Source organism: Sporocytophaga myxococcoides DSM 11118, from assembly GCF_000426725.1.
GTDB classification, from domain to species: Bacteria; Bacteroidota; Bacteroidia; order Cytophagales; family Cytophagaceae; genus Sporocytophaga; species Sporocytophaga myxococcoides.
The window spans coordinates 541,395-559,258 of the sequence record NZ_AUFX01000006.1 but is presented as its reverse complement, the minus strand read 5'-3'; the positions used below and the strand labels follow the sequence as shown (position 1 = coordinate 559,258).

The window sequence follows — 17,864 nt, the reverse complement described above, 5'->3', positions numbered from 1 at the left end:
GTCGTCATAGACGATGACGTTGATAGGTTGCAGGTGTAAAGACAGTAATGTCCTAAGCTGAGCAATACTAATTACCCGTAGACTTTCCGTTAGCGCTGTGTGTTATAGTATATATCTTTTTCTCAGATGTTGTCACGACCTTAAACAAAAGGTTTAAGAGTCAAAAAAAATAAAAGTATTAAAAACCTTAATGGTGATTATAGCGCGGGTGTTCACCTCTTCCCATTCCGAACAGAGAAGTTAAGCCCCGTGGCGCTGATGGTACTAGGATAACACCCGGGAGAGTAGGTAGTCGCCAACCTTATTATTAGAAAGCTCTGATATCAACTCAGAGCTTTTTTTATTTATATGGGTTTCTATTTTTAACAACCTCATCAATCTAATATATTATTTTTTGAAATTCACAGATAAGAAAGTATTTCCCATTAATATCAATTAAGGGATTATTTCTACATGAAGCATGGGGTAATTCTAGGGAAGTTTTTAAAAAATGGTATAAGCAAGTAACTAAATATTACCAACTACAACTTCATAAAAATTTTCAATATGAAAATAATTTAAGGCTGTTGTTTGAATTTCTTCAGCAGTAATATGCGTTAGAGTATTAAAATACATTTCATAAAAGTTTGCAGGTAGGTTGTTAAAGAGTAGCGTTTTGAACTTGTCTACCTGTGAGTATGATGTATTTATTGAATTGATAAAGCTTCCTTTTAGATAGTTTTTAACAAGTGTCAACTCCTCTATATTAACTATATCTGATCTAAGTAGATTAATTTCTTTATAGATTTCTTCTAGAGTTGCCTTAGTATTTTCTTTATTAACGTCAGTTCCAATAACTAGATATCCATTATTTTTCATAACGGCAAAGTTTGAGTGAATTCCATAGGTATATCCTTTGTCTTCTCTGATATTTTTCATAAGACGAGAGCCGAAATAACCTCCTAAAATTTCTACTAGAATGGATGTTTTAAAATAATCATCATTTTTAATAGTAAATAGTGGACAGCCCAAACGTATTGAAGATTGAATTGAAGTTTCTTTGACTATAATTTCATTAGTAGGCTTTCCGAAACTTGCCACATTATCAGAAATTTGATTAGTATTGTTTAACTGATGTATGCCAAAGTACTTATCTATTAAATGGAAGTAGTTTGTATTTCCGCCTCCTGTGATAAGAATTGTTGCATTATTTAATGAATAATATTTTTTATGAAATTCAAATAGATCTTCTCTGGATATAGAACTAATACCATCTTCACTCATACAACTTCCATATGGATGTTGGCCAAACAGCAATTTCCGGAATCTTGCTGAAGCTAAGAATGCTGTTTTTTCTTGATTTATACGAAGAGATTGGATACTTATAAGTTTTAAAGTCTCCAGTTCCTGTTCGGGGAACGTAGGCTCCGTAATTATTTGAGATATTATAGGTAATAATTTATCCAGATGACGAGCCAGACAGTAGACTGTAAGCGCAGATCTATCAAACCCACTGTTTAATTCCATGAATGCTCCATAGAATGCAATTTTTTCCTGGATTTCCTTAGCAGAAAAGTCTTTAGTCCCTTCCGAAAGCATTTTGGATGTAAAGTGAGCTACACTTTCTTTCGGTTCATAAAGACTTCCTGCTTTAAAAATTATTTCTAATCTGAGAACGTCCTGAGCTCCTGATATTAATTGATAAAAAGGTATCTTATTACTAAGCTCGTTGTGCTTTGGTAATAAAATATTATTAAATTTTAATTGTTTTAAATCAGGCTCCTGGGTTCTTATCAGCATCTTTTATTATTCTGTTATAGTTTCAATATCTTTTTGGCTCTTACTTTCGAAATTGAAATGTAGTGTAAATCTTAACGTTTCAGCAAGTGGATTGTTCGATCTGACAGGGACAAGGTATGCGAAGTCTAGACCAAATACCTGATATCTTATCCCAAATCCTAGTGTAAAATACTTCCTATTTCCTTTATGCGGATTTTCGTAGAAATACCCACCTCTGACTGCAAATAAATCATTATACCAATATTCTAATCCTCCTGATAAAATGATTTCCTGCATTTCTTCTTTAAATCCTCCTGGTGCATCTGAAAAAGACCCAAGGACCCCACTTAATAAGCCTCTGTCTGGATCTTTTCCTTTAACAATTTTTGTTTGGTCAATACTATCTCTAATAGGAGGTGTTGGAACCAATAACTTATTTGCATCTATTGCAAAGACCAATTTGTTGTAAGGGTCCAGTTCTGTAGTTATTGCTGTACCAACTCTTAGGCTAGTTGGGATAAAGTCTTTTTGACTGCTATTGGTATAAGATATTTTTGCTCCAATATTAGACAACATGGCACCTAGAGCAATATTTGTATTTGTTCCTGCAATGATATAATCATTGTTGAAGTATACTCCAATATCTCCTGCTGCTGTATTACCAGGTTTGGCAGCAGTTGTTGCTCCTCCACTGTTGATTGAAATATTACCGGATAGGTTTGAATATATATATTTAAGACCTACAGCAACACCAAGTGTTTTGCTCAATTTTCTTGAATAACAACCCGTAAAAGAGAACTCCTTAGGACGAAAGTCTTGCATTACATTACCATTATTATCTGTAAAGGTAATGTTACCAAGATTGAAGTAATTCATCGAAACCCCAATCGCCTCTTCTTTTCGTAGTTTTTTATACCCTGATAAGTATGAAAGGGACATATCATTGACGAGTTTCCTTAGCCATGGAGTGTAACTGATGGAAACCCCCATATTTTTCTCAGCAAATGCTAATTTGGCCGGATTCCAGAAAATTGAATTGGCATCGGGAGATATTGCAGCGCCAACGTCTCCCATAGCGCCGGACCTTGCATCCGGGGAAATTGTTAGAAATGGGGTTGCTGTTGTAATAGGATTACCTTGTTGCCCACCTAAGGTGGTATTTTGGGCATTGGATAATTGAGTGCTTAGTACTACAATGCTTAAGCTAAAAAATATTTTTTTTATCATTGTTGTGGATTTGAATTTCAAAATTAAAATTTTAAATCAATTATTAGTTAAGAACTACAAGCTTTTGGTATTTAAATTTATGGTTACCATCTCTGAGAGATTTAACATTTAATTTATATACATAAACCCCTTTTCCGATTTTATCACCAAAATCATCTCGACCATCCCAATGTATTCCAGAGACATGGCTTGGACTTGTAAATAATCTGTTGGAGATAGTTTTGATAAGCTTGCCTGAAACTGTATAGATCTGGATCATAACATCTATATCTTCCCCGGCTCTATTGTGATCAAAATGAAATTCAGTGTTGGTCGAGAATGGATTCGGGTAATTGAGGATATGTTCAAGACTTATTGATTCATTGTTTACAACAACAAATTCAAGGTAAACTTCAGAAGAATTATTATAGGTATCCCATGCTCTTATCTTTATAGAATGGTTACCAGGAGCGAGGTCCTTAAGTGGATAATTCACCGTTCCATTTTTATAGTCATCTAAACCAGAGCTGTAAAATTCATTTAGGGTAATAACTTCGTTGGAGTTGTCTATAGTCATTGAAATTTCATGACCAATACCAGCAGAAGCCAGATTTATTCCGTTTTCATCAAATAGTTTAATAATTAATTTAGGATTTGAACCTGTCGCTCCTCCAAAAACAAAAGTTTCATCATTTAAATAAGTTTTAATGACTGGTGGTGTATTGTCTTCAGCTGCACTTTTATTAGTTCCTCCAATTACTAGGTCAAAGGAAGCTCCTGCAGCATCTCTTAGGTTTGGTGAATTGCTGGCATAGAAACTAGCTTTGCCATTACTATATTGATATGAAATATCTTTTGGAATCACAAATTCTAATGAAAACTTACCGTTTTTAACTGATGCAGGACCATCATATATAAGACTATTCTGCAATCCTACACTTACAACTGGGTTTTCTATGGTAGTAATTATATTCTTTTTATCGTAAAGCGTCAAATTTAATACTCCATTATAGTCCCCAATTACAATACCTTCTGATCTCACTTCACCTTCAAGTTTAACCTTTTCAAGTGCTTTAATTGTATCACTTACCATGCCTGAAACATTAATGTCATTAACTTTGGTAAGCACAATATCTTCTATTGGATAATTTAATGTTAATGCCGGATCTGCCAATAATGAATAATTTCTGTTATTAATACCTGAGTTACTCTTATTTTTAGTTGGCATCATGATTTCTCCTAACCTTTGATATCTGTTACCTTTCTTTTGGAATACCGCATTATAGAAAGCAACATTTATAGCTTCATTCGTATTTGAATACACTGGCCGGGTTGAAGCAAGAGAACCAATGGCCCCCCCATTTGCATTTAATATTGCTGTTTCAATTCCGGATACAACTGCTGGATAGTCATATCGGCCAAATTGACAAGTTGCAGCTACTAAAAATGGGAGTTGATCAATATTTTTCCATTTCGAAATGATAGTAGTATTAAGGATATTTTCCTGAGCCAGCTGCAACTCTCCTCCATGTCCTGTATAGTTTAATAAGAAAATCCCTTTATCTATATCATTTTGAATGACTTCTGCTGCTGCAGGACAAGTAGGTCCTGATGGTGTATAGACCAGCGGAAAAGCAGCCATATATACCTTATTAATATTGTAATTAGGCTGATTTTGTTCAAGCTTACTTGCCAATAATTCGGCAGAATTTAAATGAAGGTTACTGTTAGGTTGATTATCTGCAACTAAAGTGATTCTATTTCTCCATTTTCCAAGAGACTGATTGCTCTTGTAAATTTTAATTTTATCAACAATAGCATAAGCTTCAGCAGCACTTTTGACAGGCAATCGTCCTATACCTACATCTAAAGTGGCATCTCCACTAATATTTTCAACCCATTCTCCCTCATAGGAATCCATAAAACCATAATAATCATCGGAAGAATAGGAGAAAATTGGATGTAAGGATTGACGTGATTCATAGGTGGGGACAAAATTCGTATTATTCGTTAATCTGTCTTTGTAATCCATAGAGCAATCTCCAAATAATGTTACATAATGCAGGCTGTCATTAGGAGTGCTTCTGTCGTAGACCATTTTAATAAAGTCTCTGATAGCGGTAATATCCTGGGCTCCGGAAGAAAATTCATTGTAAATCTTTTTTACAGTAACCACATAACTGTCTTGATTGTCATAGGATTTGTGGAATTGAGCCAATTGATTTGCCGCATCTTCAAATTCATCAGTAGTAATGATAATGTTTTCAGGAATGTTTGGAGCAATAATGCCATGAAGATTTTGATTGGCAATTTTGCCAATATAACCTGGCGAACTAAGATTATTTAAGTTAAAAATTACAAATTCCTTCAACGTGCTAGTATTAGTTGAAAAGGAAATTGTATCTGCGGCAAAGGAATAATTTTGTTTTTTTACATACAGAGGATCTGTAATGTCCCAAACGACTTCTGTGCCTTGTGTTCCTGATATTTTAAATTCGGAAATGTTATAGTTAAGACTTGGTATGGATCTAAACGAGGTCTGATTACCATATAGGCGTAATTGTTTTTGGATAAATATTTCAAAATAATCATGATAACCTCTTGCCTCACTTTTGCCAGCTTTATTATAAACATATTTTATTAATATGTTAGAACTATTATTAAATGCTGAACTATTTATTTTAAATAATTCATTTTTCACTTCGCCAACATAAGGATACTCAACATTTGGATTTTCAAAATAGGCTGAATTGGTAAAATTATGAGTGCCAATTGCCACATTATTTAGGGAAATATTGAATGAGCTTGACGCTGACGACCTTCCTATGCAGGAAGACCTCAATAATACGTCACTATTAGGAATAATGCCTGTGGCGTCGAAAGGGTAGGTGTATTGAAGGTTGTAGTTAAATATATCACCAATCCAGAGCCTGCCACTTGGCTTTATAGGCTCTACCATTACTTGCGCTTCATCCTTTTCAAAAAAATACCTATCGTCAAATTGAGTAATGCTTTGTTCTGCTCCAGTTTCAGAAACCTGTTCAGGTATTCGAAGCCCATTATCCGGACCTATGGTAAGAAAGTAATACGCAAAATCTGAATAAATATTGAAAGTATGGTTGAAGCTTTCATTTATAAAGTCATAGGACCAGGGATGTGGACCAGCCCCATAAAAAATGATAAAATCTCCCTGGTCAAATTTTCCATCAGCTTCACCAGAAATAAAAATAGCATTTTCAACCAGGTCATCATATCTCGGATCATCATTTTTCTGAGAAAGCATTCCTCCTCCATTTCCATAAATTTTGATTTGCTTAGGATTTATGGAGGAGGGATTTAAACCAAGGTTCGTAAGGAAATTATAGTCAATTTTAAAAACTCCCGAGTTGGAGATGCTTAGCTTATACCAGTCTCCTGAAGATAATACTGAACTGGAAGTTGATGCAGTCCTGGCAGTTGATTTTCCTGATCTCTTTATAATTTTGCTGGAAACAGGAAGAGGTTCAGATGTTTGAGATGTTTTATAAGTATAAGAAAATTTATGAATTTTTTGGAATGAACCGGCTGATGCCTTAATTGGAACAATATAAATTTCACTTAAGGGTTTCCCTTTATAGTATCTTATAAAAATTTTTGTCTCGAATGCATCTGAAGGAGTGTTTCTTATAAGATCTCCATCTGTTGTGCCCATGCTTTCTGTTGAATCCGGGTAAATGGTAATTTCCTGGACTCTTTCATTATATATCCTCAGCACGAAAGAGGGTAAATAATCCTGAGGTTCTATGTGAAACGCTTCTTCAAAATTAGGAACTAATCTTGTTTTAGCTTGGTTATCAAGAATAGAAACCGGAGATGTCCATTTTACCTTAATAGAGCTTTTACTAGTTTCGGAATATTGAGCTTTTGCACTGAAAGTAACTATCAGCAGAAGAAATAATAGCTTCGTTTCTAATTTCATAGATAGATAAAAAAACAACCGTTTATATCTTGCCTATTCTACAGGCAAGATTTAAACGGTATTTTGAAATATTTATTATGCTTGTTTAATTTTAAAACTATATCCTTCCATAATCAGGTTGGCTATTAGCTTTTTACCGGTTAACTTTTCCTTTTACCTGAATCTCATCTAATTCATGAGTATTGAACTTATCAATCAATTATAACATGAGAACCACTTGAAAACCTTAGGCTATTTAGACTTGATTTTATTGCTATGAGTTGATAATTAGGTTTTTTTTGGGGTAGCATTACTGCAACTTCGGCAATAAACGGATTTCTATTTTGTTTTTTTTAGCATTAAATTGTTGATGACAGACAAAATTACATATAAAATCACTATTAATGGTATTGCAGCTACTTTTATTAAAAGTAAAAGGATTAAGCTAATTAGTAAGAAAATATAAATAATCTGATTGTCTTTCCATTTAAAAGTCTTAAACTTCAAGGCAAACAGGGGAATTTCTGAAATCAAAAGCAATGACATTATTATACTGAGCGAAATAATAAAATAAGGATTGAGGATGATAAAATTCAAATTTAAATCCGAATTAAATTCTGTTATTAGGGGCAAAGAGCCAATAAGAAGTGCATTGGCTGGTGTAGGCACTCCAATAAATGAACCGGTTTGACGCGGATCATTATTGAACTTAGCTAAGCGAAGTGCGGAAAATACAGGAACGATTAATGGAATGTAATTTATAGCTAAAGGGAGATTACTATTTATTGTTAACAAATTAAATAGTATTAACCCTGGCAATAATCCAAACGTGATTACATCTGCAAGTGAATCGAGATCTTTCCCAATGGGGGAAGAGGCTTTAACGAGGCGAGCAATAAACCCATCAAAAAAGTCGAAAACTGCTCCTGCAATGATCAAAAGTGCTGCATTTACAAGATTGCCTTTGAATGCTTCTGTAATTCCAATACACCCTGACAGGAGGTTTAAACAAGTGATGAAGTTTGGAATATGCTTTTTTATGGTCATTTTTTTATTGCACAGTAAGGATTGTAACGTTTTTCTTCCCCAATTGTGGTAGAAGGACCATGGCCTGGAAATATTCTTGTATTATCCGGTAGAGCAAAAAGCTTTGTTTGAATACTATTTATCAATGTTTCAAAATTTCCTCCAGGAAGGTCCGTTCTTCCGATGCTTCTGTTAAAAAGCACATCTCCTGCAAGACAAAAGGCTTGCTCCTCACTATAAAATGCAATATGACCAGGAGCATGACCTGGTAAAAATAGAACCTCCAGTTCTGAATTTCCGAATTTTACTTTGTCTCCTTCATTCAGATAGTAGTCAGGTTCTGTGCCATGATATGCGGCAAATCCATAATTGAATGCATAGCTTTTTACTGCCCTTAAAAGATTTAACTCTATCGGATGTATACCCAGCTCCACTTTGTAATAATCTTTTACAAAACTATTACCTAAAACGTGATCTACATGACAATGCGTGTTAATCAAAACTTTTACTTTTAAATTTTTTGATTTAATAAAAGCAGTAAGTTCCTCCTGCTCATCTTTTTCATAGCACCCTGGATCTATAATTAAGGCTTCTCCGGTTTCGTCAAACAGAATATATGTATTTTCCTGAAAGGGATTAAATACGAATGAGTGAATCTGAATCATTTTAAAGTTTTACTTGCAAAATCGATTTGTAAATTACCAATATTCATCCGAATACCATTCAAAAATGTTAATGTTTTTTAGAAAAGGTAAATTCAAACTGATTGATTGAGAAGATCTAAATTTGTTTAGATTCGGTATGTACACTATCTATTAAAAGTTATTAAGTCATTGGATGTATCCTAAATATTAATTGAGAATAAGGAGCTTCTGAAATTTTGATTTGTGATTTCCGTCAGAAAGAGATTTAACCGAAACTTTGTATATATATACACCTTTTCCAATTTTATCTCCGAAGTCATCACGGCCATCCCAAAATATATTTGAAATATGGACAGGGGAGACATAGAATCTTTCTGACATGGTTTTGATTAATTTACCTGACACTGTATAAATCTGGATCATGACATCAATATCATCTCCTGATCTGTTGTGATCAAAGTGAAACTCCGTATGAGTAGTGAAAGGATTAGGATAATTAATAATTTGTGAGAGGTCGATTTCTTCTTTGTTTACAACAACAAATTCAAGATATGAATCAGATGAATTATTATAAGTATCCCACGCCTTTATTTTTATTGAATGATTCCCGGGAGTTAGATTTTTCAGATTAAATGTAACAGTTCCATTTTTGTAATTATCCAGTTTAGTTGTATAAAATTCATTTAAACTGATAGGTTCATTCGAATTATCTATAATTAAGGAAATCTCATGACCAATGCCTGAAGAAGCCAGGTTTATTCCACTTTCATCAAATAAATTAACAATGAGTTTTGGATTAGTATTTGTAATTCCTCCAAAAATAAATGACTCATCATTCATATAAGCTTTGATAGTCGGAGGGGTAATGTCATCGGATGCATTTTTATCTGAACCTCCTATAATAATATTGGTTGAAGAACCTGCACCGTCGCGTATATCAGGAGAATTGTTAGCATAAAGACTGATTTTACCTTTATTGTACTGGTAAGAAATATCTTTTGGAATTATAAACTCAATTGCAAATTTTCCATTTTTTAGAGAAGCAGATCCGTCATAAATAAGATTGTTTTGGATGTTAAATGTAGTGACTGGGGATTGAAGTGTTGTAATGGAAGTTTCTTTGTCAAAAAGTGTAAGTCTCAACGCTCCGTTATAATCTGAAATTATATTGCCTCCTGATCTTATTTCCCCTTCTATCATTACTTTTTGTAAAGCTTTTAGTGTATCCGCTATTTCATTGGAGTCTTGTCCATTTATTTGGGTAATAAAAATTTCCTCTTTCGGATAATTTAAAGTAAGACAGGGATCTCCTATTAAAGCATAGTTTCGATTATCAATGCCATTTGCACTATTATTTTTAGTGAAAAGTATAATTTCTCCAATTGTCAAGTATTTAGTCGCTCTCTTTAAAAATGCAACTTCATAAAACGCTTTATTAAGAATTTCATTTGAAGTGTTATATACAGGTCTTGTAGATGCTAATGAGCCTATTGAGCCACCTTCTTTGTTTAGAAAGGCAGTCTCAATACCAGAATGTATAACCGGATAATCATATCTTCCAAACTGGCAGGTAGCAGCTACAATGAAGGGCAATTGAAATTGATTGTTAAGTGTAGAAAGTGTAGTAGTATTAATAATATTTTCCTGAGCCAGCTGTATTTCGTTTCCATGTCCCACATAGTTTAGAATGAAGGTGCCTTTCTCAAATTCGTTTATTATAGCTTCATTAGCCAGAGGACAGATCGCTCCGGATGGAGTATATGTGAGAGGATATGCTGGTAGGTAAATTTTATTAATATTATATTTTTGATCATTTTTTGTTATGATGCTTGCCAATGATTCTGCAGTTCTTAGGTAAGTATTGGGATTCGGTTCTTTATTACTTTTATTCCCAGCAATCAAAGTAATGTTATTCCGCCATTTCCCCAAAGATTGATATGATTTGTATTTTTTAATTTTTTCTATAATCTCATAGGCTTCTGATTCTGTCTTGACAGGTAATCTGCCTATGCATACTTCCATTTGATCAATATTATCTCCATTTTCCGGCCAATCACCTTCATTCGCATCCATGAATCCATAGAAGTCATCGGATGAATGAGAAAATATGGGATGCAGCGATTCGCGTGATTCGTATACAGGAACAAAGTTTGTATTGTTTGGTATTCTGTTTTTGTAATCCACAGAGCAGTCTCCTAAAAGGGTTACAAATCGAAGACTATCGTCAGGCTGACTTCTGTCATAAACCATTTTAATAAAGTCTCTTATAGCACTTATATCCTGAGCACCGGATGAAAATTCATTATATATTTTTTTTACTGTAACAACATAAGAGTCCAGGTTGTCAAAGCTTTTATGAAACTGAGCCAGTTCATTTGCCGGTCTTAAAAATTCTTCTGTTGTTATTATTAAATTGTCTGGTATCCCTGATAGTGTAAGACCATGTAAATTTTGGTTCTCAATTTTACTATCAAAATTTGGAACGCCTACATTACCTGGCCTGAATATAATATATTCTCTCAATGTTGATGAATTTGCAGAGAAGGACGATTGCCCAGAGTTAAAACTATATTTTTGATTTTTAACAAAAAGCGGATCTGTAATGTCCCAGATAAATTCTGTATTGTTAGTGTTGTTAATACGATATTCTGAAATGTTATTATTCAGGCTTGGTAATGATCTGAAAGCTGTTTGATCTCCATAGATGCTTAGTTTCTTCTGAATGAATATTTCGAAAAAATCCAGATACCCTTTTGCCTCCGTTTTACCATTTTTGTTGAAAGAGTATTTGATGGAAATATTGTTGCCCTGTATGTTTGAACTGTTGATTTTCCATGTATCAATTTTATATTCTCCCAGGTAAGGATAGTCTGAAGAGGGATCTTCAAAGAATTTGGTAAATTCATGCGTGCCCATCGGAATATTGTTTAACGATACATTGAATGAGGTTCGGCCTGATGATCTTCCTATGGATGCTGATCTCATAACAATATCACTATTTGGTACAATGCCAGAAGCATCATAACTATAAGTATTTTGTAATGTATAATTGAAACTATCCCCAATCCATAGTCTGCCACTCGGTATCCAAGGAGTGGTCATTACCTGAGCTTCATCTTTTTCAAAAAAGTATCTTTCATCAAATTGTTCAATTGTTGCAGAAGCGCCATTAATAGACTCCTGATTACTGATCCGGAGCCCTTCTCCAGAGCCTGTTGTCAGAAAGTAGTAGGAAAAATCTGAGTATATATTGTAAGAGTGATCGAATGATTTTTCAATTTCATTGTATTTCCAGACATGTGGGCCAACTCCATAGAACAAAATATAATCTTGAGGATCAAATTTTCCATCGTTTTCACCATATACATATATTGCATTTTCAACAAGATCATCATACCTGGGTGTTGCGTTGCTTTGAGGAAGCATTCCTCCACCATTGCCATAAATTTTGAGCTCTTTCGGATTGATGTCGGAGGGATTGATGCCTGAGTTTAGAAGAAAGTTGTAATCGAGTTTAAATACTCCTGAATTGGAAATGCTAAGTTTAAACCAATCTCCAATGGCAAGCACAGATTTAGATGTGGCAGCAGAAGAGAGTTGAGAGTGGTTTTTTCTCCTGATAATTTTTGTGGGATTATCCGGAACTAAACTATTCCCACTACTCCTGTAGCGATATGAAAACGCTTTAAGCTTTATATAGTAGCCTGAACTAATCATTATAGGAACAATAAAAATATCGCTGACTGGTTTTCCTTTGAAATAACTTATGGAAATTATAGTTTCAAATTTTTTCTTAGCTATCCCTCTGATAAGCTCCATTGTTTCTGTATCTAATGTTTCAATAGAATCAGCCACGACTTCGATTTCTTCTACTATTTCATCATAGATGCGGATATGATAGGAGGGTAGAAAACCTTGGCTTTCCAGGTGATATGCGAAAGGAAAGTCTGGGACTTTTATTTCATTATCTTTAGTTTGTAAAGTAACTGAACTGCCCCATGGTATAAGTATCCTAGAATTTTTATTGGTATGTTGAGCTGTGCTCTTGGAAGAATATGCTAATAAAAAGATTAAAAGTAATTGAATAAATTTCATTATTGTAAAAATTGTGTTAACAATAAAATTTTCTGAAAAAAGTCAGACGATCTTGTAAACGGACGTATTTAGTACTTATTACTTTTTTATTTTTTTATGAAGAAAAATATAAAGGAGATTACCAGATGAGAATTGGAAGTTGGGTATCAGCAAAAATACTAAATATGGATCTGAGCCGTTAAAAACTGGGTTTCAGAATTATTCGCAGGTTTAGTTTTGGATAAAGTTAGTTTGATTTTTTTCACCGATAAAATTGAGATTGCAAATGTCAATTTTACTGATAAATGTATTTAAATTACCGAATGATTTATGATTACATTATAATAGGACAAGGCATTGCTGGCTCAGTACTGGGATATACATTAATAAAAAAAGGTCTTAAAATACTCATAGTTGATGGAGGGGGTAATAACTCCTCAAAAGTTGCTGCAGGAATTTTTAATCCGGTTACAGGAAAGAGGATGGTTAAGACGTGGAAAGCCGAATTGTTATTCCCTTTTTTGAATGAATTTTACCTTAAAATGGAGAAAGATCTGGATGCAAAGTTTTTTTATCCATTACCTATTTTCAGACCGTTTAGCTCTATTGAAGAACAAAATCACTGGATCAGCCATTCTGATGAGGCCTATAATAAATTTTTAAGGGTGGTTACCTCATCAGATGATTTTCCTATTAATAAAAACAAACATTTTGGCGGTCTAAGTCTTTTTAAAGGAGGTTATGTAGATACAGTAACATTGCTTTCTTCAGCATTTAAGTATTTTGATGAAAGAGAAAGCATTATCAGTGAAAGGTTCAATTGTTCTGACCTTGTATTTGAAAATGAAGGTGTAACCTGGGGCAATTATAAGGCAAGAAAAGTTATTTTCGCTGAAGGATATCTGAATCAATTTAACCCATATTTTAATTGGATTCCATATATACCTGTAAAAGGGGAAGTTTTAACAGTAAAATCTCAATTCCCTTTAAAGCAGATTATAAGCAAAGGCGTATTTGTTGTTCCATTGCATAATGGAAATTTAAAGGCCGGGTCTACATATGATTGGAAGGATTTGACAGACGAGGTTACCCAAAAGGCCAGAGAAGAAATCGAGCATAAACTAAAAGATCTTGTAAGTTTTGATTTTGAATATGTAAGACAGGAAGCGGGAATTCGGCCATCTACAAGCGACCGAAGACCAATATTAGGATTACATCCCAAATACCCTGAGCTGACAATATTTAATGGCTTAGGAACAAAGGGGATAAGTTTGGCACCATATTTTGCAGAGCAGTTATTTTCTTTTTTAGAAGAAAATAAACCTCTGGATAATGAAGTTAATATATCTAGGTTTGAATCATTCTTTTACCGCCATTGATGGCTAATATATTATGCGTTTTATTTATATCTGGTTCCTCTCATTGTCTTTAATATCAGCTGCGTATTCTCAGGCTTACATAGATCAGTTTGGTAAAAACAGAATCCAATATAAAAGCTTTAAGTGGAGAGTTTTTACAACTCACAATTTTGAAATATTCTATAACGAGGGGGATATGGAGCTTGCTCAGAGCGCCGGAAGGTATGCAGAAGAGGAGCTGGAAAGAGTAATCGAGCTTATTGGCTTTACCCCATATGATCGAATCAGAATGATTGTTTACACTTCTCCTCAAAAGAGTGAGCAGAGCAATATTGGTCTGGGAGAAGATCTTGTCGTAGTTGGTGGAAATACAAGCTTTGTCAAATCTCGCATTGAAGTATCTTACAAAGGAAGTCAGGTAGATTTTAAAAAGGAGATTACATATGGCATTACGAAGATACTTCTGAATGTAATGATGTATGGTGGTAGTCTTAAAGATGTAGTTCAGAGTTCTTATTTGCTTTCATTGCCCGAATGGTACATCAGAGGACTAGCAGCTTATGTAGCTTATGGTAACTCTCCTTACATGAATTCTCATGTGAGAGGAGCATTGGAGAAAAAAAAGTATAAAGTCCCTGCGGCTTTAACAGGAAGAGAAGCTGAACTTGCTGGTCATGGTATCTGGAATTATATAGTTGAAAAGTACGGCCTTTATACTGTACCTAATCTGTTAAACTTAACCCGTATTGTAAGAAATGAAGAAGCAGCTATAGAGAGTACTCTTGGGATTCCATATTCAATTTTTTTAGCTGAATTCAGAAACTTTTACCTGGGTATAAATAATAATCTGAAAAAAGAATATAAAGAGCCACAGGAGGATAAATATTTAAGGTTAAATTCTTCTAAAAAGAATGCTTTAAGTGCTGTGAAGGTAAATTCTAAGGGGAATAGAATGGCATTTGTTAAGTTTCAGGATGGAAAATATAATTTGTTTGCGGTAGAGATAACGGATAAAGGAAAAAAAGATTCAAAATCAATAAGAAAAGGTGGTACCAGAAGCGCTCAACGTGATTTTGATACCCACAATCCTACCTTTGCATGGAAATCAGAAGATGAACTAGCATTTATCTATACAAAAAGTGACAAGACATATTTGGAAATTCACAATTTGAAAACAAGAGATAAGGTAAAAAAGAAGATAACTTATTTCAAACATGTTTTTGATTTTGCTTTTTCGGAGGATGGTACTGCAATTATATTCAGTGCGGATAAAGACGGGCAGACAGATTTGTTCTTAATGGATAACGCTCGTGGGGGCATGAAGCAAATTACCAATGACATTTTCGACGATCTTTCTCCATCCTTTTATGGGACAACCAGAGACATCATATTCGCTTCCAACAGGAGTTCTGATACACTTGTTCTTCCCAAAAAGGAAATCTATAAACCATTGGAGCAATATTCTTTATTTAAGTTTAATGGAAGTAATAAACTAGTGAGGCTTACAAACGATATCAATGTTATCCAACCTGTATTCGTAAAGTCTTCAAATTCTGTTTTATTCATTTCGGATGATGATAAAATTGATAATTTATACAGCCTGAACCTAACTGATAAAAAGCTTTCCAGGAAATCTGCTTTTTTATATAATATTAAATCTTTCCATATATCAAGTGCGAATAATAACCTGGTCACTATAAATAGGATTGGAGGAAAAGAAAGAGCTTACTTTTTCCCTCACTACAACCTTGATTCTGTTTTTACAAGATTGGAAACCCCTTCTTCTGAGATTGAAGAGAAATCTGACGATAAGATAACCAGATCAGAGAAGCAAGAATTTGAATTCAATTCAAAAGAAAAGGTTAAAGAAATAAATCTGGATGAGTTCCGATTTGAGTCTGATTTGAAGGATACCACAAATAAAGGCAGGATAGCCGGGGCACCTTTAAGGCAAGAACCTGCTGATACAATTAATAAAAATCAGTTACAGAAAAAAACATCATTCCTTGGACCATATCCATATAGAAACTTCTTTGGAATCGATAATGTCATTTCCACAATTCTTATTGATCCTTTAAGAGGATTAGGAATATTACTGGAGGGACAAATGTCTGATGTGCTTGGTAATCATAGAATAAACGTCGGAGCTTTTGGTGTTGCTGATTTAAAAACCAATAACATATTCGGAGAATATATTTACCTAAAGAAAAGGGTTGATCTCAAAGTCAGGTACGATAGAAAAAATCTTTTTGCTTCAAATGAGTCAACGTCTTCTCAGATATATACTTTGAATAGATTGGCGTTTACTGCATCCTATCCGTTTTCTGTATACTCCCGGTTAAGTGTTAGTCCTTTTGCTGCTTTTACTCGAAGATCTGTTACCGAAATGACCTCTAAAGATATCACACAAGGATATCAGGGACTTAATCTCAGCTTTGTTTACGATAATACAATAAAGCTTGGGTTGAATATGATTGAAGGAACAAGATTTATTCTTAGCGCAGAGCAGTATGTAGCAAACGGCTCCTCTGCCAACAACTTTGGAAAAATCAATCTTGACCTCAGACGGTATCAAAGAATTTATAAAGAAATTGTTCTGGCGGCACGTGTCGCTGGTGGCGCCTTTACTGGTAATGCTAAGAAAAACTTTTTGCTTGGAGGAATGGATAACTGGTTGTTTAACTCAACCGATAATTCCTCTCCTAACAGCCCTTTAGCGATATCTCAGTTTAAGAACAATTCTGATTTACTTTTCATTGAGTACTCAATGCCAATGAGAGGTTTTATATATAATTCACAGTTTGGGTCGCGCTATGTGCTGATGAATGCAGAACTCCGCATTCCATTTAGAGCAATTTACAGACAACCAATCTCTTCTTCATTTTTAAGAAATTTTCAATTAGTAGCCTTTACCGACGCTGGATCTGCCTGGACAGGCGATACACCTTTCAGTAAAGATAATAGTATTAACACCACCGTTGCTGGAGGAAATGGCAACCCATTTACGGCAGAAGTAAGGAACTATGTGAATCCATTCCTGGTAGGGTATGGATTTGGCGCAAGAACGTTATTGTTGGGATATTATGTAAAAGTAGATGTAGCATGGGGAGTCAAAAATAACGTGGTGCAAACTCCATTATTCTATTTCACTTTTGGATACGATTTTTAATATCTGTTTTCATCGAATTTTCAGGTACATGTAAATCATTTAATAATACTATTTTTTACTTGTAAAATACTCTGAATGAGTGTTTTAAATGTGTATTTGTTAATTGGTTTATTATATAGCTTGAGCCTTTAAAACTTGCTCCCTGGATTCCTTTGTTGATAAGCAATTCAAGTTTTCCACAACCTGTAACCCTGTTTCGACGTATGTTTTCAGTTTTGAATTATCTGTATACCCTATGAATGCTGATTATTAAATGAAAAAAGTTATCAACATTTTGATATATTTTTGTGTAAAACTATTGTACAATACTGGAATTCATATAATTTTGACATAAGATTTTAAACACAAGTTAAATTTTTAAAAAAATGAACAAAGCAGAATTAATCGACGCAATCGCAGCTGAGTCAAAACTAACTAAAGCTGATTCAAAAAGAGCACTTGATGCATTCCTAAGTGCAGCTTCTAAAACTTTGAAAAAAGGAGATAAAGTTATCATCATTGGATTTGGTACTTTCTCTGTAGCTAAAAGAGCAGCAAGAACTGGTAGAAACCCACAAACTGGTAAAACTATCCAGATCAAAGCTAAGAAGGTTGTAAAATTCAAAGCAGGTGCTGATCTAGCTAAAAAAGTAAAATAAATAATTAAAAAGCCTGATCTGAAAAGAACAGGCTTTATTTATTAATGACTTTAA

General features: G+C 34.0%; 9 protein-coding genes and 2 rRNA genes. 5 read left to right on the top strand and 6 right to left on the bottom strand.

Translation table 11 applies throughout. The annotated features are described in order from the left end of the window. Window positions 1-91: ribosomal RNA gene (locus tag K350_RS0110890) — 23S ribosomal RNA — on the top strand; the annotation flags it as partial. 98 nt (window positions 92-189) lie between these two features. After that, window positions 190-301 (top strand): 5S ribosomal RNA (rrf, locus tag K350_RS0110885). Window positions 302-507: 206 nt separating this feature from the next. Here rrf and K350_RS0110880 read toward each other — a convergent pair. The 6 genes from K350_RS0110880 to porU (K350_RS0110855) all read right to left on the bottom strand — a co-directional run bounded on the left by K350_RS0110880 (window position 508) and on the right by porU (K350_RS0110855) (window position 12,666). Further along, entirely contained in the window at window positions 508-1,779 is a 1,272-nt protein-coding gene (locus K350_RS0110880) for a M16 family metallopeptidase (RefSeq protein WP_028979945.1), read from the bottom strand. A gap of 6 nt (window positions 1,780-1,785) precedes the next feature. Next, window positions 1,786-2,985, bottom strand: a complete 1,200-nt coding sequence (gene porV, locus K350_RS0110875; protein WP_037575053.1) for a type IX secretion system outer membrane channel protein PorV — start codon at window positions 2,983-2,985, stop codon at window positions 1,786-1,788. Between the two features lie 43 nt (window positions 2,986-3,028). Further along, window positions 3,029-6,922, bottom strand: a complete 3,894-nt coding sequence (porU, locus tag K350_RS28295) for a type IX secretion system sortase PorU (protein WP_051313040.1) — start codon at window positions 6,920-6,922, stop codon at window positions 3,029-3,031. 318 nt (window positions 6,923-7,240) lie between these two features. Then, window positions 7,241-7,948 (bottom strand): CDP-diacylglycerol--serine O-phosphatidyltransferase, encoded by a 708-nt coding sequence (pssA, locus tag K350_RS0110865; RefSeq protein WP_037575050.1) that lies wholly within the window; start codon window positions 7,946-7,948, stop codon window positions 7,241-7,243. After that, a complete protein-coding gene (locus K350_RS0110860) occupies window positions 7,945-8,592 on the bottom strand; it encodes an MBL fold metallo-hydrolase (RefSeq protein ID WP_028979942.1) in 648 nt (215 codons plus the stop codon). Before K350_RS0110860 ends, pssA begins: the two co-directional genes overlap by 4 nt. A gap of 186 nt (window positions 8,593-8,778) precedes the next feature. Beyond that, window positions 8,779-12,666 (bottom strand): type IX secretion system sortase PorU, encoded by a 3,888-nt coding sequence (porU, locus tag K350_RS0110855; protein ID WP_037575047.1) that lies wholly within the window; start codon window positions 12,664-12,666, stop codon window positions 8,779-8,781. A gap of 302 nt (window positions 12,667-12,968) precedes the next feature. Here porU (K350_RS0110855) and K350_RS0110850 point away from each other — a divergent pair, with 302 nt between their 5' ends. The 3 genes from K350_RS0110850 (at window position 12,969) to K350_RS0110840 (ending at window position 17,810) form a co-directional block, all read left to right on the top strand. After that, window positions 12,969-14,024 carry an NAD(P)/FAD-dependent oxidoreductase gene (locus tag K350_RS0110850; RefSeq protein WP_028979940.1) on the top strand — a complete coding sequence of 352 codons (1,056 nt, stop codon included), beginning with the start codon at window positions 12,969-12,971 and terminating at the stop codon, window positions 14,022-14,024. 13 nt (window positions 14,025-14,037) lie between these two features. After that, the gene (locus tag K350_RS0110845; protein WP_028979939.1) at window positions 14,038-17,172 is read left to right on the top strand and encodes a PD40 domain-containing protein; all 3,135 of its coding nucleotides are present in this window, start codon (window positions 14,038-14,040) and stop codon (window positions 17,170-17,172) included. Window positions 17,173-17,537: 365 nt separating this feature from the next. Then, on the top strand, window positions 17,538-17,810 hold the full coding sequence (locus tag K350_RS0110840; protein WP_028979938.1) for an HU family DNA-binding protein: 273 nt from the start codon (window positions 17,538-17,540) through the stop codon (window positions 17,808-17,810). The last annotated feature ends 54 nt before the right edge of the window (window positions 17,811-17,864 follow it).